Raw genomic sequence first — 19,042 nt, 5'->3', positions numbered from 1 at the left:
CGAATACACCCTACGATGAATCGACGTATTTAGCGGCCTTAAAACGCAGAGGCTCACCACTTTTAAAATTTGCAGTTAATAGCTAAATTTTACTAGTCGTCCACCTCAGGGCGTGTTGTTATACGAATATTACACATTACTGCGAAATAATAGCTATTGCTATCAACGCAATAAATAATATAACAGCTAGTGCTAGTAAATTACCTATAAGAGCTAGCGGTTTAGGGAGTTTAGTAAAGGAACCTAACTCCCATTTAGATAAAGTGCCTTTCTTTTTAAGAAAAGCCTCTTTCTCTGAATCCTGAACGTTAGTCCATTTGCGATTAAATTTCTTGGATGAACGAACACCTGAAAGCACTTTATAACCGAAAAAAGCTATTAATATGACTAAGAGAATAGCTTCAAATATTTCAGTTAACGCCATAATTTCCTATTCGTATGACGCCTTGCTAAGCGCGCAAAAAATTGTTGGCTAAAATTAGCGAGGAACGAGCAAAAAGCCAACTGTTTTTTGTCCGTTTAAGCACCTTGTTATATTCACTCGTTAATATCTGGCAAGACAGTAGAATCAAATATTATACGGTGTTGGCTCGGATTTCTTTGGCAAAGGAATGTGTGCTTTTTATAGTTTTTAGGGCCCACAATACATAATTTCATTTCCGACTTACACCATGGGCAATCACATGTGATTTTCGAAAGATAAATCCCATCCTTTGTACCCGCTTCAAGATTATTTAAGCCCCAAAAGTGAGTAAACCTAAATCTTTTTAAAGTAAAAGAGAGCATTACGAAAGTTAAAGAGACGCCTAAACCTAATATGAATAAATGAGGTAGGTAGCTCAAAGAAGTGAAATATGGAAGTAAAAAACCAATAATACTTGCGAGACTTCCCCAAGTTCCTAATTTTAAAATGGAGGAGCGATTAGCAACTTTACCATTTGATGACCAAGGAAGGTTTACCAAGTGACGCTTTATATTCAGGATATTAGGATCAATATTATTCGAATCATTATAGTTATCGCCAATATGAATAGAACTATCGATGATTTCTGAACCAATCGTATTTACACTTTTGTCACCACTAGAAATCGAGTTACCACTAGCTTCTTTTTTTGTGCCGCACGAAGAACAAAAAATATGTTCGACAGCCATTTCATTACCACAGTTTGAACAAAACACAGATTTGAATACTCCTTGTGAATATAACGCTTAACATATGGGGATTTTAGGAGCGCTTTTCAGCGAGTAAAATTCCCACCATGATGTTTTTGTTATACCTACCATTTCATGTAGTCAAAATTAAACTGGGTCGCTACTGGTAAGAGATGGAACATTGTATACACAAACATAGCTAGGACAATGCTGAACGGAAACAAGAAAAGGGGGGAGAAATTCTTTTCATTTACAACGAAATCATACAACCAAGCGCCAATGCCAAGTGGTATAAATAAAATTAACCCAGCATAAATTAAACGGTTATTACCTGCGAGTCTCTCTGACTCCGAACGCATTAAGTTAATTAAACAAGATATTCTATAAGCATAAAGTAAAACCGCTCCCAACGTACCGATAACGGTTATTATTCTCCACGACTCAAGATCCATTCCAATTATATTATTCAAATTAAATTTCCTTCCATAGTTTCGTAGGTATAACGCTTTGCTAAGGGGCAATTGACTGTTGGCTAAACTTGCGCGAAGCGCCAAGCCAACTGTTAATTGTCCCAGTGAGTTTACGAACGAACTTGAGCAACTTGTTATAAGCCATTAGTTGCCACTCTTTGCCCGCAATGGATACAAACAATTGAACCAGAAAACCAGCGCCAAACAACTTTATCCCAGCTACCACTTGATGCTGGATGAGGCTTTTTAAAACCTTGAACAGTTAAACATTTATCGCAATGTGGGCAACGGTTAAAAAATGCCAAAACAATATGAATTAAAACTGTGCAAAAGAATGCCCCAAACAAATAAACTAAATGACTAGCACTAGCGTTAGGTTCAGAAAACATTTTCCCATAAGCCAGAGATACAAAGAAAACTATTAAAAGTGTCCACGCTGCAAACACGCTTAACACATCAAGTTTTCCAATTATCGATTTCATCACCGAACTTCCTTTGGCTTATAACAACTTTGTCTACGACATTTGTCGTTTTATAAACCGACAAATGTCCATATATTACAATGCATTTATCTTAACCATCAAATAAACACCTGTAAACAATTAGCTAACTGAAAATTATTTTTAATCAGTGCGAAAATGCACCGAAATGGTGGAGATCAGTAATATTGGACAAAACAACAAGTACTGTCTATATATACAGTTAACTTTTGCTAGAGATTCATATCATGAAATCACCTTTTTTAACTATGATAGCCGAACAAATGTATCTAAAGCGTTATGCTAAAAGTACTATTAAAGCGTATTTATACTGGATAGCTTCGTTTATTCGATTTAACTCTATGAGGCACCCAACAACGATGGGAGATAATGAGGTCGAACTTTTTTTAAATTACTTAGTCAATCAACAAAATGTTGCTCCTAACACTCAAACACAAGCCTTAAATGCGTTGAGCTTTTTATTTAAAGAAGTGATTAAAAAGCCACTTTCATTATCATTAAGTTTTATTAAGAGCAAACGAGCAACTAAACTACCGGTAGTTTTAACGCAGCAAGAAATAAATAATTTTTTTAAAGTGTGCTCTGCAAAGCATTATTTACCCTGTGGATTACTTTATGGCAGTGGTATGCGATTAATGGAGGTACTGCGTTTACGGGTACACGATATTGACTTTGACTATAACTGCATTCGAATTTGGGATGGCAAAGGAGGCAAAAATCGTGTTGTAACGCTTGCAGTAGAGCTCACACCCCAATTACGTTCTCAAATACAATTAGTTGATAGTTACCTGCAATTAGATCTGAAAAACCCCTTGTATAGCGGCGCTTACATGCCTCATTTATTACGTAAAAAATATCCAAACCACAATAGACAGCTGGGCTGGCAATATTTATTTGCATCACATAAATCAGGGCCTGTTGACCTTTCAGGATTAAAATTTGTTCAATCTAGGGGCTATTTAATCGCGGCGTGAGGTTTGTAACCTAGTGGGCTAAGTAAAAATCGAGCAACAAAGAGTAAATTGCCCCTAGGCAGAACCCTTCGGGCAGCGCATGTTTGGCATTTATTCCACGTTATCGCCTATTTATGGGGAATAAACACACTACATAGGCTCTGCCTTGCCTAAATACCAAACACACTGCTGCAAATTTAACCTCGAAAGATAAACAGGCCCTAAGTCTTAATCCCGAGAGTAAACAATTAAGGCGCCATCATATTGATGAAAAGCAATTACAACGCGCTGTTAAAAAAGCCGCTTTTGATGCAAATATTAACAAACACGTTACCCCACATACTTTGCGCCACTCTTTCGCTACGCATTTGCTGCAAAGCGGCGCTGATATACGCACAGTACAAACACAGCTAGGTCATAGTGATGTGCGTACTACACAAATATATACCCATGTACTACAACAAGGTGCCAACGGTGTTATTAGCCCTTTTTCAAGATTATAAATATCTCAGTAACAAGGCAAAAATTTAGTTATATTGTTTGTCTATATGAGAAGTTTTTAACGCAGTTAATGAGTTATTTAGAACGCTAAAATGTTCTACGTTTTAATTCAACGGGTATCCTACTCATGTTTTACAACAAATTGCCAACGCCGTTATTAGCCCTTTTTCCAGATTATAAACTCCCCGATTTAAAACAAAAAAGCACAGCCCAAAACAGCCTTGCTTTTTTTTATCAACCTTAATCAACCTCGGTTTACAAACGAATGCCGCCGTCTATTTCTACCACGCGACCGGTAAAAAAGTCGTTTTCGATTATGTATTGTGCAGTATGCGCAATTTCGTCGCTTTCGCCTAAGCGCCCTACTGGCGTTACCGCGAGCATACGTTGTTTGGCTTCTGGCTTCATGGCGTCGGTCATGGCGGTACTTATTACACCTGGTGCAATAGCGCCTACACGTATACCAAATCGACCAAGTTCTTTAGCCCATGTGGTGGTAAGTGCCACTACGCCTGCTTTTGATGCCGCGTAGTTTGTTTGGCCTATGTTACCTGCGCGCGCTACGCTCGACATATTAACTATAACGCCGCCTTTGCCTGATTCAATCATGTGGCTTGCAGCTTCCCGCCCGGCTAAAAACACACCTGTTAGATTTACATCAATCACTGATTGAAATTGCTCAAGAGACATTTTTTTAACGACTTTGCCGTCTTTAGCCTTTATAAACATGCCGTCGCGTAAAATACCGGCGTTGTTTATTAGCACACCAATGTGGCCAAAATCGCTGTTGATGGTATTAAATACGTTTTCTACTTCGCTCTCAGTAGTTACGTTTGCGGCATAACCTTTAATATTGCTAGTTACACCTTCAAGCTGCGTTAATTGCTCGCATGCGTTGTTTAATAAGTCTTGCGCCATATCTATTAAAGCAATGTTGGCACCCATAAGTGCAAACTTTTGCGCCATTGCAAAGCCTAAACCTTGTGCGCCACCGGTTATTACTACCGTGTTATTTTTAATTTCCACGCGTTGCTCCTACTTAGAAAACAGTTTAAAAATGGCACTAAAGTCATCACTACCCGCACCTTGGTGCTGTAGCATAGTGTATAAATTTTTAGCCATTGAACCCATTGGGGTTGATGAATTACTTTGCTGCGCGGCTTCCATGGCAAGTCCTAGGTCTTTAGCCATTAAATCAACCATAAAGCCTGGTTTGTAATCGTTACTAGCCGGTGCGGTATCCATTACACCTGGGCAAGGATTGTAAAGCTCAAGCGTCCAGTTACGGCCAGAGCTTGCAGTCATAATGTCGCTAAGTACTTTAGGATCGAGGCCGTTATTTATACCCATTTGCAGTGCTTCGCTGGTGCCTGCCATTAAAATACTGAGTAGCATGTTATTACATATTTTTGCTACTTGCCCTGCGCCAATATCGCCTGCATGAAATATGTTTTTACCCATATCACTCAGCACTGTATTTGCTTTATCAAACGCTGCTTTTTCGCCGCCAACAATAAAAGTAAGTGTGCCTGCGGTTGCGCCTGCAACTCCGCCCGATACTGGTGCATCTACAAAGCTAATACTCTGCTCGCCAAGTGCGCTGCCTACAATACGTGCTGATTCTGCATCTATTGTTGAGCAATCAATTACTAATGTATTTTTGCTCAGCACGTTAATTAAACCGCTGTCGTCGTTATTACCTAAATACAGCGATTTAACATGCTTGCCTGCAGGTAACATACTAATAAGTACGTCAGCATTGGTTGCGCACTGCTTTGCATCAACTGCTGCTTTTGCGCCTTTGCTTGCAAGTTCATTTACGACCGACTGGTTTAAATCGAACACACTCACAGTATGTCCAGCTTTAATTAAGTTAGCCGCCATTGGGCCGCCCATATTGCCTAAGCCGATAAAACCGATATTGAGTTTAGTCATCGTCTTTCCTTTATTTGTGTATTGGCGTGTCTAAGCCATCGAGAGGATGGTTTTCGCCAAAGCGGTTAACAAAAAAGCTGTCTATTATTGTTTGTGGTACATCACTAAGTGTTTTGTACTGCCAATTAGGCGCGCCGTCTTTATCTATTAATAGCGCCCTTACACCTTCTTGAAACTCGCCTACTTCGCCAGCACGAACCGACATACCCAGCTCCATTTTAAAACACGCTAATAAGCTTTTGCCTTTACTTGTTTTTAATTGCTCACTAACGAGTGCGCAACTTAGTGGGCATCCGTGTTTAAGTGACTTTTGGGCGCGTTGTAGCCATTTATCGTCAGTAGCTAGCCCTAAAATATAATCAACTTGCTCCTGCAAGGTTGTAAATTCACCCAGCTTTTGAATCGTTTTTAAATTAGCTTTTATATTGCCTTTTGGCATACGCGCAGATTGGTTGTCTAAATCGGTTAATAACTTAGTTAAACGCTCATGATTTAAACTTGCGGTTTTGCCCCACTTTGCAGTTAAAATTTGCGTAAGCATGGAATCATATTTAGTGCTGTCGATAAAGTGATCGGCAAGTGATACAAAACGCGCGTCGTCGCAGTTAATTGATGCCGACGTTAACCCTAAAAATAGCCCCACGTTTTGTGGCATTTTATGTAAAAAGTAACTGCCGCCTACATCTGGGTATAAACCTATGGTTTGCTCTGGCATGGCAATGCGAGATGTTTCGGTTACGACGCGATGGCTAGCACCGGCCATTAACCCTAAACCGCCGCCCATCACTATACCGTTACCCCAAACAAGGATTGGTTTATCAAAGGTATGAATAAGGTAATCAAGCTTGTACTCAAGCGTAAAAAACTCTTCAACTAAGCTTGTTGGTTTACCTTGCGCCATTGCATGATGAAGGCTTACAACATCGCCGCCTGCACAAAATGCTTTATCGCCTGCGCCTTTTAACAACACCATTGCAATAGCATCATCGTCTTGCCAAGCTCGCAATTGCGGCTCAAGTAATTTGATCATCTCAAAATTAAGTGCATTTAAGGCTTTTGGCGCATTGAGTGTAATAAGCCCAATTAAACTGCCGTTTTCTGCGGTTGCGGTTTCAAATACCACGGGCTCATCGGCGCTATTTAATAATGTTAAAGCACTCATTAGCCATTTACCCAGTTAGCGCGGCGTTTTTCTAAAAAGGCATTTACGCCCTCTTGTTGATCTTCGGTATCAAATAAACCAACAAATAACTCGCGCTCAAGAGGCAATACACTTGCCATTGGTTGATGGCGCCCTTTTTGAATCAATGTTTTACACGCTGCAACTGAGGTAGGGCTTTGATCGGCTACTTGGTTGGCCAGTTTTAATGCGGCCGCAAAGCTTTCACCCTGTGGTACTACTTCTTCTACTAAGCCAATTTGCAGAGCTTTATCAGCTTTTAGGCGCTCGCCGCATAAAATCATGCGTTTTGCCCAGCCTTCGCCAACTAGCCATGCTAAATTTTGTGTGCCACCCGCACACGGTAACAACCCAACTTTAGCCTCAGGGAGCGCCATTTGTGCTTGCTCTTCCGCTATACGTACGTCGCACGCAAGGGCAACTTCTAGCCCGCCCCCCATTGCATAGCCGTTAATGGCTGCAACCGACACGCCTCTAAAATTAGTAAGCGCTTCAAACGCTTCACCAAATACACGCGACATATCGGCGGCTACGCCTTTATCGCCACCAGCAAATACGTTTAGGTCGGCACCCGCGCTAAAAAACTTCTCGCCTTCACCAGTCAGTACTAATGCATAAATATTTTTATTGTTATTAAGCGCGTTAACGGTATTTTTTAAATCAACTAGGGTGTCTTTTGTCCAGGTGTTTGCTGGCGGGTTAGACATAGTTAAAATAGCAACATGACCTTGCGTTGTAAGTTCAATACTCGGATTAGATTTAGATTCTGACATACATTGCTCCTTATAAAACGTCGCTTGCAGACTCAGCCAAAATACGGCGCGCTATAATCACACGCATAATTTCGTTAGTGCCCTCTAAAATTTGATGAACGCGTACATCACGTACATGGCGCTCAAGCGGGTATTCTTTTATGTAACCGTAACCACCATGAATTTGCAGTGCGTCGTTACACACAGTAAAGCCAACATCGGTAGCAAAGCGTTTAGCCATGGCGCAGTAAGTGGTTTTTTCAACGTCGTTATTATCAAGTTTAAATGCAGCAAGCCTTACCATTTGGCGCGCAGCTACAAGTTCGGTGTTCATATCGGCAATTTTAAATTGCAATGCTTGAAACGCAGCCAATGGTTTACCAAATTGTGTACGTTCTTTTAAATATTCACGGGCTGTATTAAGCGCCGCTTGCGCTGTACCAATTGAACATGTGGCAATGTTAATTCGGCCGCCATCAAGGCCTTGCATCGCAAATTTAAAGCCTTCGCCTTCTGCGCCTAACAAGTTATGCGCAGGAATGCGTACATCTTCAAAGCTAATTAGGCGTGTTGGTTGTGCGTTCCAACCCATTTTTTCCTCAGCTTTGCCGTATTCAACGCCTTTTGCGTCGGCAGGCACTACAAATGCCGAAATACCCGCAGCGCCTTCGCCGCCTGTACGTGCCATTACAACTAGCACTTCAGTTTCGCCAGCGCCCGATATAAACATTTTTGAGCCGTTAATAACGTACTCATCGCCCTCAAGCACGGCTTTGGTTTTAAGTGATGCGGCGTCTGAGCCCGACCCTGGCTCAGTTAAACAATAAGAGGCAAGTAACTCGCCCATTACTAATTGCTCAACGTATTTGTCTTTTACGGCATCGGTACCAAAACTTGCTACCATCCAGGTGGCCATATTATGAATGGTCAACATGGCCGTTGTTGCGGTACAACCCATAGCAAGTTGTTCAAAAATAATGCTCGAATCTAAACGAGATAAACCAAGGCCGCCTGCTTCCTCTGGCGTGTATAAACCACAAAAACCAAGCTCGCCCGCAGCTTTAATCGTGTCTTTAGGAAAGATATGTTCGCGATCCCATTTTGCGGCATGGGGCGCAAGTTCTGACTCGGCAAATTGACGTGCAGTTTGTGCAAAGGCTTGTTGATCTTCAGATAAGTTAAAGTCCATGGTAGACCTCTTTAATTGTGTTAGTTGTGTTGTTAGTGTTTCCCGTTACAGGGATAGTTTGTGACGAGCGGCGAAGGCTTATGTGTGTGTTGTGTGTGAAGTAGCCTTCGCGCCCATCTTTTTTATTAATTATTCTTTTATTTACTCATTTTTTAATTACGATTATTTTAAGTTAATACTCATGTTTGGGCCCGACGCAATGTCGTCTTCAAACCAACGTGAGGTAATTGTTTTAGTTTCTGTGTAAAAGCGAATACCTTGCTTACCGTACGTGTGAGTATCGCCGTAAAACGAGCCTTTCCAACCAGTGAACGAAAAGAACGGAAGTGGCACCGGAATTGGCACATTAATACCTACTTGGCCTACTTCAATTTCGTGTTGGAATTTACGAGCCACTGCGCCGCTTGACGTGAATAACGAGGTACCGTTACCGTAAGGGCTGTCGTTAATAAGGGCGATTGCCTCTTCAAGCGTGTCTACAAACATACACGCTAGTACTGGACCAAATATTTCTTCTTTGTATAAATCCATCTCTTTGGTTACATCGGTAAATAACGTTGGGCCAACCCAGTTACCTTGCTCATACCCTTCAACCGTAAAGTCAGAACCATCAATTAAACAGGTAGCGCCTTGCTCTTTACCACCGGCAATGAGTGATAAAATACGTGCCTTTGCTGCTTTTGATGTTTGTGGACCGTATGCCGCGTTTGCATCATCCCACACGCCTGGGCGTACATTTTCAAAGCCTGCTTTTATTTCATCTACCCACTGGCTTGCTTGACCTACAAACACAGCAACCGAAATACCCATACAACGCTGGCCAGCAGCACCTACTGATGCGCCTACTAAGTTATTTACAACGTGCGATTTACTTGCATCAGGCATAATGACCATGTGGTTTTTAGCGCCAACACACGCTTGCACGCGTTTAAGATTTTGTGTGCCTTTAGAATAAATATAAGCACCTACACCACACGAGCCTACAAACGAAATAGCACGCACTGCTTTATCTTCTAGTAAGCGGTCTACTTGTGGTTTTGTACCATGAACAACCTGTAATACGCCTTTTGGTGCACCGGCTTCAATAAATAGCTCTGCTAAGCGCACTGGTGTAAGTGGGTCTTGCTCAGACGGTTTTAAAATAAAGGTGTTACCACACACAATAGCGAGCGGGAACATCCAAAGAGGGATCATTGCTGGGAAGTTAAACGGGGTTACGCCCGCGCATACGCCAAGTGGCTGCATGTAAGAATACGTATCGATTTTACGCGCTACGTTTTCCATTGTTTCACCCATCATTAATGATGGTGCGTTTGCTGCTTGTTCTACTACTTCAATACCGCGCCAAACATCGCCTTTTGCATCTTCAAATGTTTTACCCAATTCATGGCAAATAATGGTAGCAAGCTCATCATGATGTTCTTTTAATAGCGCCGCGTACTTCATCATAATGCGAGCACGTTCAGTAATAGGTACGTCTTTCCATGTTTTAAACGTCTCAGAAGCTGAGGCAATTGCCGCGTCCATTTCTAATTCTGTGGTACATGGCACTTGTGCAAGTACTTCTTGAGTTGCTGGGTTTATAACATCGATAAGCTCTTTTGATGCTGATTGAATAAATTCGCCATTTATAAGTAGTGGTACTTGGTGCATGATTAAATCCTAGTGTGTGAGTTGTGTGTTCTCTTTTAAAATTGGTAGCGCCGCTTTGTTAGTATTATTAGTGCAGCGCTTTTATAGTTATTCGTACAGCTTTCTTATAACTATTTAATACCTAGTTAATACGCTTCTACGGCCATAGCAACCGCTTCACCGCCACCAATACATAAAGACGCAATGCCTTTTTTAAGGCCTCGGTTTTTAAGGGCATGAATAAGCGTTACTAAAATACGCGCGCCGCTTGCACCAATTGGATGACCCAATGCACATGCACCGCCGTTAACGTTTACTTTGCTTTCATCAAGTTTTAACTCGTTAATAGCCAGCATGGTTACCATGGCAAATGCTTCGTTAATTTCCCAAAGATCAACATCGTTTACAGCCCAACCTGCTTTTTCAAGCACGCTGTTCATAGCCCCTACTGGCGCTACTGTAAATTCACTTGGTTTTTGAGAATGCGTGCAGTGCGCTACAATTTTACAAAGCGGTGTTAAGCCCTGCTCTTTTGCTTTTGATTCGCTCATTAATATAAGCGCTGCGCCACCATCTGAAATTGACGATGAATTAGCCGCTGTAATAGTGCCGTCTTTTTTAAAAGCTGCACGTAAGGTAGGGATTTTTTCTGGGCGGGCGTTACCTGGTTGCTCATCAATCGATACTGTTACATCGCCTTTGCGTGTTTGCATTGTATGGGGTGCAACTTCGTTATCAAAGCTACCATTTTGTATTGCTGCTTTTGCTTTACTTAATGAGCCTAATGCAAACGCATCCATTTGCTCGCGACCAATGCCGTATTCGTCGGCGGTGTCTTGTGCAAAACAACCCATTGCTTTGTTGTCGTAAGCGTCTTCAAGGCCATCGCTCATCATGTGATCTTTTATTTCGCCATGTCCCATGCGCATACCGCCACGCGCTTTTGGTATAAAGTACGGTGCATTTGTCATGCTCTCCATGCCACCAGCAATAGCAGATTGAATTGAGCCCGCTTTAATTAAATCGTTTGCAAGCATGGCTGCTTTTAAACCAGAGCCACATACTTTGTTAATTGTTGTAGCGCCAGTGCTAAGTGCAAGGCCTGCTTTTAACATTGCTTGGCGTGCAGGTGCTTGTCCAAGCCCTGCTGGTAATACACAGCCCATAATTACTTCGTCTATTGCATCATTAGCTAAACCAGTTTGTGTGAGTACACTTGCAATGGCGGTAGCGCCAAGCTCGGTAGACTGCGCATCACTTAACGCTCCCATAAAACCACCCATTGGGGTGCGTTTTGCTGCTACAATTACCACTGATTCTAAAGTCATAACTAACTCCATTGTATTTATATGCAAATAGTTGTTAGTATATTTGCTCTATTAATTTAGTATTCATTTATTATTTAATACCCTTACACAATACTAACGTTTACGCCAACGTCAACTAAAAACAGCTTAATTTTTAGTTTTATAAGTGTAATGATTATTTTCCATCGGTTAGACTACACTGACAAAATAAAAACAACCCATTGAATATTAATAATATAAATCAACACCTCACTTAAATATCCCTTTATAAATAGTTTCAAATCACACCAAGCTTTACCTTTACGTAAACTTCACTTATATTGGGGTTATTCGAATGAGGTAAATACAATTATGAAACCAGATAATCAAACAAACTTTGCAAGCTCAGCCAAAATGCCGGCCAGTAATGAACAAACATTTAGCATTAGCGAACTCGCTAAAGAATTTGACATTACAACCCGCTCTATTCGCTTTTACGAAGACCAAGGGTTAATAACTCCAGAACGTAATGGTCAAACCCGTATTTATTCAAAACGCGATAAAGTGCGTTTAAAACTAATATTACGTGGTAAGCGCCTTGGCTTTACATTGGCCGAAACCGGTCGTTTGTTTGAACTGTACGACGCAGATAAATCAAGCGCTAAGCAGTTGGTTACTATGCTTGACCTTATTTCAGAAAAAAAAGCAGACCTATCTCAACAAATGGACGACATTAAAGTTGTTCTTATGGAGTTGGTGACGGCCGAGCGCCGCTGCAGAGACACGCTTAATAAAATAGACGAGTAAGTTTATTTTTAAAATAAAAACACACTGACAACACACGTCACACAGGAATGAATCATGAGCACTATTTCACTATATAAAGAAATGAACTTTGGCCTTGGCGAAACCGCCGATATGATCCGCGACCACGTAAACAGTTTTGCGAGTCAGGAGATTGCCCCGCTTGCTGAAAAAACGGACTTAGATAACGCCTTTCCAAATCAACTTTGGACTCAAATGGGCGAAATGGGCGTACTAGGTATGACCGTATCTGAAGAACTTGGCGGCGCCGGTTTAGGTTACTTAGAACATGTTATTGCTATGGAAGAAATTAGCCGTGCCAGTGCCTCTATAGGGTTAAGCTATGGAGCACATTCAAACCTGTGCGTTAATCAAATTAACCGTAACGGGTCACAAGCTCAAAAAGAAAAATACTTACCTAAGCTTATTAGTGGTGAGCACATTGGTGCCCTTGCAATGAGCGAGCCTAATGCGGGTTCTGACGTTGTATCGATGAAACTCAAAGCCGAAAAAAAAGGAGATAAGTACATTTTAAACGGTAATAAAATGTGGATCACCAATGGCCCAGATGCACACACGTTAGTTATTTACGCTAAAACAGATTTAGATGCCGGCGCTAAAGGCATTACCGCGTTTATTGTTGAAAGTGACTTTCCTGGTTTTTCAACGGCGCAAAAGCTCGACAAACTGGGCATGCGCGGCTCAAATACCTGTGAGCTAGTATTTGAAAACTGCGAAGTACCCGAGGAAAACATTTTAGGTAACTTAAACGAAGGCGTTAAAGTACTCATGAGTGGCCTTGATTACGAACGCGTAGTACTTGCAGCGGGCCCGCTTGGCATAATGCAAGCATGTATGGACATAGTGGTACCGTATATTCATGAGCGTAAACAGTTTGATACCCCTATTGGTCAATTTCAGTTAATTCAAGGCAAAATAGCCGACATGTATACACAAATGAATGCTGCGCGCTCATACGTATACACGGTAGCTAAAGCGTGTGACCGAGGCGAAACCACCCGTAAAGATGCCGCCGGTGCCATTTTATACGCCGCAGAGCTTGCAACTAAAATGGCGCTAGATGCAATTCAAATTTTAGGTGGCAATGGCTACATAAACGAATACGCAACGGGTCGTCTTCTTCGTGACGCTAAATTATACGAAATTGGTGCAGGTACATCCGAAATTCGCCGCATGCTTATTGGCCGCGAACTTTTCACAGAAAGCCGTTAAGGATTAAACCATGACTATTTTAAAATCGAGCGTTAATCCTCACGACCCAACGTTTGTGCAAAACCATAAAAATATGTCAGCGCTGGTGGATGATTTACGTAGTAAAGTAGCCACAATTAGCCAAGGCGGAGGCGCTGCATTAAAAGAGCGCCACGAAGGCCGTGGTAAATTATTTGTACGCGACCGCATAAATACATTAATTGACGAAGGCTCACCGTTTTTAGAAATTTCGCAATTTGCTGCCTTTGGTGTGTACGAACAAGCAATACCTTGTGCAGGCGTTGTAGCCGGTATTGGCCGTGTTAAAGGCGTTGAATGCATGATTATTGCAAACGATGCCACGGTTAAAGGCGGTACATATTTTCCGCTTACCGTTAAAAAGCATTTACGCGCACAAGACATCGCAGAGCGCTGCCACTTACCGTGTATTTATTTGGTGGATTCCGGCGGTGCTAACCTGCCTGAGCAAGACGATGTATTTCCAGATAAGTTGCATTTTGGTCGTATTTTTTACAATCAAGCCCGTATGTCGGGTAAAGGTATCCCACAAATTGCCGTGGTAATGGGCTTATGTACCGCAGGTGGTGCGTACGTACCTGCAATGGCAGATGAAAGTATTATTGTAAAAGATCAAGGCACTATATTTTTAGCAGGTCCGCCCCTTGTAAAAGCAGCAACCGGCGAAGAAGTAACCGCCGAAGAACTAGGCGGCGCCGATGTGCACTGTAAAATTTCGGGTGTTGCCGATCACTACGCTGAAAACGACGCCCATGCGCTGTCTATTGCGCGCCAATGTATTGAGCGTATTAATTATACACGCCCTACGGCCCCTCTTCTAGATGATGTAAAACCACCCCGTTACGATATAAACGAGCTTTACGGCATTGTGGGCACCGACCTTAAAAAGCCATTTGATGTACGCGAAGTAATAGCGCGCACAGTGGACGACTCATCATTTGATGAATTTAAACGTTACTTTGGTGAAACGCTGGTCACCGGCTTTGCCAGTATTTACGGCAATCCTGTTGGCATAGTAGCTAATAACGGTATTTTATTTAGTGAGTCGGCGCAAAAAGGCGCGCACTTTATTCAGCTGTGTGCTCAGCGCAATATTCCTTTAGTATTTTTACAAAATATTACCGGCTTTATGGTGGGTAAAAAATACGAAGCCGAAGGTATTGCTAAGCACGGCGCTAAAATGGTGATGGCGGTTTCGTGTGCTGATGTGCCTAAATTCACAGTACTTATTGGCGGCTCTTACGGCGCAGGTAACTACGGGATGTGTGGCCGTGCATTTGAACCAACCATGATGTGGATGTGGCCTAATGCCCGTATTTCGGTAATGGGCGGCGAGCAAGCAGCCGGTGTAATGGCGCAAGTTAAACAAGATGGTTTAGCACGCAAAGGCCAAAGCATGAGCGAGCAAGAAATCAGTGATTTTAAAAAGCCAATTATTGATCAGTACGAACAGCAAGGTCATCCGTATTACGCCAGCGCACGCTTGTGGGATGACGGCATTATAGACCCTGCTGACACGCGTAATGTATTAGGTCTTGCGTTAACAGCTGCAAATAACGCACCAAAACGTGATTCGAAATTTGGCGTATTTAGAATGTAACCGGAGCGCAAAATGTCAGTAACACTACAAATTACAAAATCTAATGTGGCTGTACTTGTGTTAAGTCGCCCAGAAAAAAGAAACGCATTTAACAGCGAAGTAATACATGAGCTGATCCAGTGTATTGAACATGCAAATACGCTTGATATTCGTGCTTTGGTTTTAAAAACAGAGGGTCAACACTTTTCAGCAGGCGCCGATTTAGCCTGGATGAAATCAATGGCTGATAACAATTACACCGATAACCTAGCTGATTCAATGCAATTAGCTAAATTAATGCAGGTATTGGCAAGCTCCCCGCATCCTACAATTTGTGCTGTGCAAGGTGCCGCTTTTGGTGGTGCTCTGGGCTTAATAGCCTGTTGCGACATAGCCCTTAGTAAAGACGATGCACAATTTTGTTTAAGTGAAGTAAAACTGGGTCTTATTCCGGCGGTTATTAGTCCATACGTTATTAAAGCTATTGGTGAGCGCGCTGCTCGCAGGTACTTTTTAACGGCTGAAGTGTTTGATGCACATACTGCTAAGCAACTTGGCTTAATTCATCAAGTAACCGGTAATTTAGACTGTGCGCTCGATAATATGCTGCAAACACTGATTGATAACGGACCTGTTGCAGTAAAAGCCGCAAAAGCATTAATTAACGATGTAGCAAATAAACCAATAACCGATGAACTCATTGAGCTTACCGCAGAGCGTATTGCAAAAATTCGCGTATCTGAAGAAGGTCAAGAAGGGCTAAGTGCTTTTTTTGATAAACGCCCACCCGCTTGGCAACTGTAGGATTGATTATGAACACACAACGATTACAAAAAATACTGATTGCCAATCGTGGAGAAATTGCGTGCCGTGTAATGCGCAGCGCAAAACAAATGGGCTTAACCACGGTCGCGGTTTATTCTGATGCAGACAAACATGCCCAGCACGTAAAAATGGCTGACGAGGCTTACCATATTGGTGCCGCGCCAAGTAAAGATTCGTATTTAGTAGCAGACAAAATTTTACAAGTTGCCAAAGACTGCGGCGCTGACTGTATTCACCCAGGCTATGGTTTTTTATCTGAGAACAGCGAATTTGCTAAAGCCTGCGAAGCTAATAACATTGCTTTTATAGGGCCACCAGCAAGTAGCATTGAAGCAATGGGGTCTAAAACCCGCGCTAAAGAAATAATGGCAGCTGCTAATGTACCGTTAGTGCCTGGTTATTACGGTGATAAGCAAGACCCTGCTTTTTTACAAAGTGAAGCTGAAAAAATTGGCTACCCTGTACTCATTAAAGCGGCCTTTGGTGGCGGTGGTAAAGGCATGCGTGTGGTTGAAAAAGCACAAGACTTTATGAGCGCACTACAAGGTGCGCAACGTGAAGCGATTGCCGGTTTTGGTAACGACTTAGTGTTATTAGAGCGCTATGTAAACCAACCTCGCCATGTAGAAGTGCAAGTATTTGCAGATAACTACGGTAACTGTGTTTATTTAGGCGATCGTGATTGTTCTTTGCAACGTCGTCATCAAAAAGTAATTGAAGAAGCCCCTGCTCCGGGTTTATCTGACGCACTACGCAAAGAAATGGGCGAAGCCGCTGTACGTTGTGCACTGGCTATAAATTATAGAGGCGCAGGTACGGTTGAGTTTTTACTTTGTGGCGATGAATTTTTCTTTATGGAAATGAATACGCGCCTTCAAGTAGAACACCCAGTGACCGAAATGGTAACCGGTGTAGATTTAGTCAATTGGCAAATTAATATTGCGGGTGGGCAAACATTGCCAATGACACAAAGTAATATTCAATTGCAGGGTCATAGCTTTGAAGCGCGTATATACGCAGAAGATCCAGCCAACGACTTTATTCCGTGCTCGGGCACTATTGAAGCACTACACACACCCCTTAACAGTGAATTTGTACGCATTGATACAGGCATTGCACAAGGCGACGAAATTAGCCCGTTTTACGATCCGATGATTGCAAAACTTATTGTGCATGACGACAATCGCGAACAAGCACTGAGCCGCTTACAACAAGCCCTTGAGCAATTTCATTTAGCAGGTTTTAGCACTAACATTGGCTTTTTACATAATTTAGCAAGCCACCCTACGTTTAAACAAGGTGCGCCAAGCACACACTTTATTGCTGAGCAGGGTGATTCGTTAGTTGCGGTTGATGAGCAACTGTTGCAAGCAAGCCAACTTATTGGTGCTTTTGCCTATTTAGAATCGCTAACTAACACCCAAAATGCGCAATACAGTGCAAGCCCGTGGCAACAACTGAGTGGTTTTACACTCAATGCACCACAAGCAATTAAAGTCCCTTTTGCCGATTTACAGCTAAGCGCTATAAAAACGACAGCGGGCTATAATATTACGCATAACGAGCATGTATTTAAACTACAAGGCACATTAAATAATAATCTGTGCACTGTATTTATTAATGGTGAAAAACATAGCGCGCACGTAACTACGGTTGGTAATAGTACTGCGGGCAATATTGTCACTGTTATGAATAAAGCACTGCAAACTAAGCTTGAACTAGTTGATAAACATTATATTAGTTCGCACGAAAGCGAAGCTTTGCCACTTGCCGCGCCGCTTAATGGCACAGTAGTTAAGCACTTAATCGACATTGGTAGCACAATTACCAAAGGCGATGCGGTTGTTATTATCGAAGCCATGAAAATGGAATACACGCTTAACGCACCACACGACGGCATTTTAAGAAGCTACTGTTTTGGTGAAGGCGAATTAGTAACGCATGGAGCCTTACTTGCTATTGTCGAAGATACAACAGAGGAAGGTGCATAATGAGTGCCTTTCCAAATAAAGTACGTATTGTTGAAGTTGGCGCGCGAGACGGCCTACAAAACGAAAAGACAGTAAGCACAGCCGATAAAGTAGCGCTTATTAACGCCCTAAGTGCTGCAGGTTTAAAAGATATTGAAGCGGGCGCGTTTGTCTCCCCTAAGTGGGTGCCGCAAATGGCAGACTCAGCGGATGTAATATCAGCCCTTGATTTACCCAATGTAAATTTAAGCGCCCTTACACCTAACTTAAAAGGTGCACAAGCAGCGCACGCTGTTGGCATTAAAGAATTTGCTATATTTACAGCTGCGAGTGAGTCGTTTTGTCAAAAAAATATCAACTGCTCAATAGACGAAAGTATTGAACGCTTTAGCGAAGTAATAGCGTTTGCTAAAGCGAATAATATTCGTGTACGTGGTTATGTAAGCTGTGTACTCGGTTGCCCATACGAGGGGGAGATTGACCCGCAAGTAGTACTTAAGGTATCGCAAAAGCTATTAGATTTAGGCTGTTACGAAGTAAGCCTTGGCGATACCATAGGTGTTGGCACCGCTAAAAAAGTAACGCAATTAATCGAGTTACTTTTAACGCACGTTGATAAAGCCAAGTTGGCCGTGCATTTTCATGATACATACGGCCAAGCGCTCACAAATATTTACGCAGCTTTAAGCCTAGGTATTGCAACGGTTGACGCGGCAGTCGCGGGCCTTGGTGGCTGTCCTTATGCTAAGGGGGCGTCAGGAAATGTTGCCACCGAAGATGTAGTTTACTTACTGCAAGGGCTTGGCATTGAACACTCAATTGATTTACAAAGGTTAAGTGACGCTGGCTGGGAAATAACCAAAGCACTTGGTAAGCAACCTGTGAGCAAAGTATCTGTGGCACTGCACACAAAATAACCTGAGCTCTGGATAATAAATCTATCTCGAGCAGCTATTTTCAGCACTAACTGCGTTGAATTTACTTGCAATAGGCCAGCTATTGACGCGTAAATTCGCCTTGTTTTCACTGAAAATCTCTGGCTAGAGAAAATAAATTTAAATAT

The 19,042-nt window shown here is 42.2% G+C and carries 16 protein-coding genes and 2 pseudogenes; 8 read left to right on the top strand and 10 right to left on the bottom strand.

Features of this window, described 5'->3' with window-relative positions; all coding sequences use genetic code 11:
• Positions 1–136: 136 nt before the first annotated feature.
• From H5090_RS03325 to H5090_RS03315, 3 genes are all read right to left on the bottom strand, one after another.
• A complete protein-coding gene (locus tag H5090_RS03325) occupies positions 137–424 on the bottom strand; it encodes a hypothetical protein (RefSeq protein ID WP_182695027.1) in 288 nt (95 codons plus the stop codon).
• Between the two features lie 113 nt (positions 425–537).
• Positions 538–1,152: a hypothetical protein gene (locus H5090_RS03320; RefSeq protein WP_182695026.1), complete on the bottom strand. Its 615-nt coding sequence runs from the start codon at positions 1,150–1,152 to the stop codon at positions 538–540.
• 604 nt (positions 1,153–1,756) lie between these two features.
• Positions 1,757–2,104 (bottom strand): hypothetical protein, encoded by a 348-nt coding sequence (locus H5090_RS03315; RefSeq protein ID WP_024597877.1) that lies wholly within the window; start codon positions 2,102–2,104, stop codon positions 1,757–1,759.
• A gap of 245 nt (positions 2,105–2,349) precedes the next feature.
• On the opposite strand from H5090_RS03315, the pseudogene H5090_RS03310 reads away from it, so the two are divergent.
• Together H5090_RS03310 and H5090_RS03305 are read left to right on the top strand one after the other, a co-directional pair.
• Positions 2,350–3,030 (top strand): annotated as a pseudogene (locus tag H5090_RS03310) (integron integrase); the annotation flags it as partial.
• 266 nt (positions 3,031–3,296) lie between these two features.
• A pseudogene (locus H5090_RS03305) lies at positions 3,297–3,578 on the top strand (tyrosine-type recombinase/integrase); the annotation flags it as partial.
• Positions 3,579–3,831: 253 nt separating this feature from the next.
• Here the strand turns inward: H5090_RS03305 and H5090_RS03300 are convergent.
• From H5090_RS03300 to H5090_RS03270, 7 genes are all read right to left on the bottom strand, one after another.
• On the bottom strand, positions 3,832–4,602 hold the full coding sequence (locus tag H5090_RS03300; protein WP_182695025.1) for an SDR family oxidoreductase: 771 nt from the start codon (positions 4,600–4,602) through the stop codon (positions 3,832–3,834).
• 9 nt (positions 4,603–4,611) lie between these two features.
• Complete coding sequence (gene mmsB / locus H5090_RS03295) at positions 4,612–5,511, bottom strand: 3-hydroxyisobutyrate dehydrogenase (protein ID WP_182695024.1); 900 nt, start codon at positions 5,509–5,511, stop codon at positions 4,612–4,614.
• Positions 5,512–5,521: 10 nt separating this feature from the next.
• Positions 5,522–6,673 (bottom strand): enoyl-CoA hydratase/isomerase family protein, encoded by a 1,152-nt coding sequence (locus H5090_RS03290; RefSeq protein WP_182695023.1) that lies wholly within the window; start codon positions 6,671–6,673, stop codon positions 5,522–5,524.
• On the bottom strand, positions 6,673–7,464 hold the full coding sequence (locus H5090_RS03285) for an enoyl-CoA hydratase (RefSeq protein WP_182695022.1): 792 nt from the start codon (positions 7,462–7,464) through the stop codon (positions 6,673–6,675). The genes H5090_RS03290 and H5090_RS03285 overlap by 1 nt, the downstream gene beginning before the upstream one ends.
• Before the next feature lie 10 nt (positions 7,465–7,474).
• A complete protein-coding gene (locus tag H5090_RS03280; protein WP_002961869.1) occupies positions 7,475–8,632 on the bottom strand; it encodes an acyl-CoA dehydrogenase family protein in 1,158 nt (385 codons plus the stop codon).
• Between the two features lie 162 nt (positions 8,633–8,794).
• Positions 8,795–10,285, bottom strand: coding sequence for a CoA-acylating methylmalonate-semialdehyde dehydrogenase (locus H5090_RS03275; protein WP_182695021.1), 1,491 nt, complete (start codon positions 10,283–10,285; stop codon positions 8,795–8,797).
• 125 nt (positions 10,286–10,410) lie between these two features.
• Positions 10,411–11,592 (bottom strand): acetyl-CoA C-acyltransferase, encoded by a 1,182-nt coding sequence (locus H5090_RS03270; RefSeq protein ID WP_182695020.1) that lies wholly within the window; start codon positions 11,590–11,592, stop codon positions 10,411–10,413.
• Between the two features lie 330 nt (positions 11,593–11,922).
• Between H5090_RS03270 and H5090_RS03265 the strand changes: the two genes are divergently transcribed.
• The 6 genes from H5090_RS03265 to H5090_RS03240 are packed head-to-tail and all read left to right on the top strand — an operon-like array spanning position 11,923 to position 18,896.
• Positions 11,923–12,357, top strand: a complete 435-nt coding sequence (locus H5090_RS03265; RefSeq protein ID WP_008135264.1) for a MerR family DNA-binding transcriptional regulator — start codon at positions 11,923–11,925, stop codon at positions 12,355–12,357.
• Between the two features lie 54 nt (positions 12,358–12,411).
• The gene (locus tag H5090_RS03260) at positions 12,412–13,587 is read left to right on the top strand and encodes an isovaleryl-CoA dehydrogenase (RefSeq protein ID WP_182695019.1); all 1,176 of its coding nucleotides are present in this window, start codon (positions 12,412–12,414) and stop codon (positions 13,585–13,587) included.
• A 10-nt stretch (positions 13,588–13,597) separates the two neighbouring features.
• The gene (locus H5090_RS03255) at positions 13,598–15,205 is read left to right on the top strand and encodes a carboxyl transferase domain-containing protein (RefSeq protein ID WP_182695018.1); all 1,608 of its coding nucleotides are present in this window, start codon (positions 13,598–13,600) and stop codon (positions 15,203–15,205) included.
• A gap of 12 nt (positions 15,206–15,217) precedes the next feature.
• Positions 15,218–15,988: an enoyl-CoA hydratase/isomerase family protein gene (locus H5090_RS03250; RefSeq protein ID WP_182695017.1), complete on the top strand. Its 771-nt coding sequence runs from the start codon at positions 15,218–15,220 to the stop codon at positions 15,986–15,988.
• 8 nt (positions 15,989–15,996) lie between these two features.
• A complete protein-coding gene (locus H5090_RS03245; protein WP_182695016.1) occupies positions 15,997–18,000 on the top strand; it encodes an acetyl/propionyl/methylcrotonyl-CoA carboxylase subunit alpha in 2,004 nt (667 codons plus the stop codon).
• Positions 18,000–18,896: a hydroxymethylglutaryl-CoA lyase gene (locus H5090_RS03240; RefSeq protein ID WP_182695015.1), complete on the top strand. Its 897-nt coding sequence runs from the start codon at positions 18,000–18,002 to the stop codon at positions 18,894–18,896. Before H5090_RS03245 ends, H5090_RS03240 begins: the two co-directional genes overlap by 1 nt.
• The last annotated feature ends 146 nt before the right edge of the window (positions 18,897–19,042 follow it).

The sequence above is a fragment of the Pseudoalteromonas sp. SR43-5 genome, from assembly GCF_014163835.1.
Lineage (GTDB): Bacteria > Pseudomonadota > Gammaproteobacteria > Enterobacterales > Alteromonadaceae > Pseudoalteromonas > Pseudoalteromonas distincta.
This window is presented reverse-complemented; position numbering and strand designations above follow the sequence as displayed.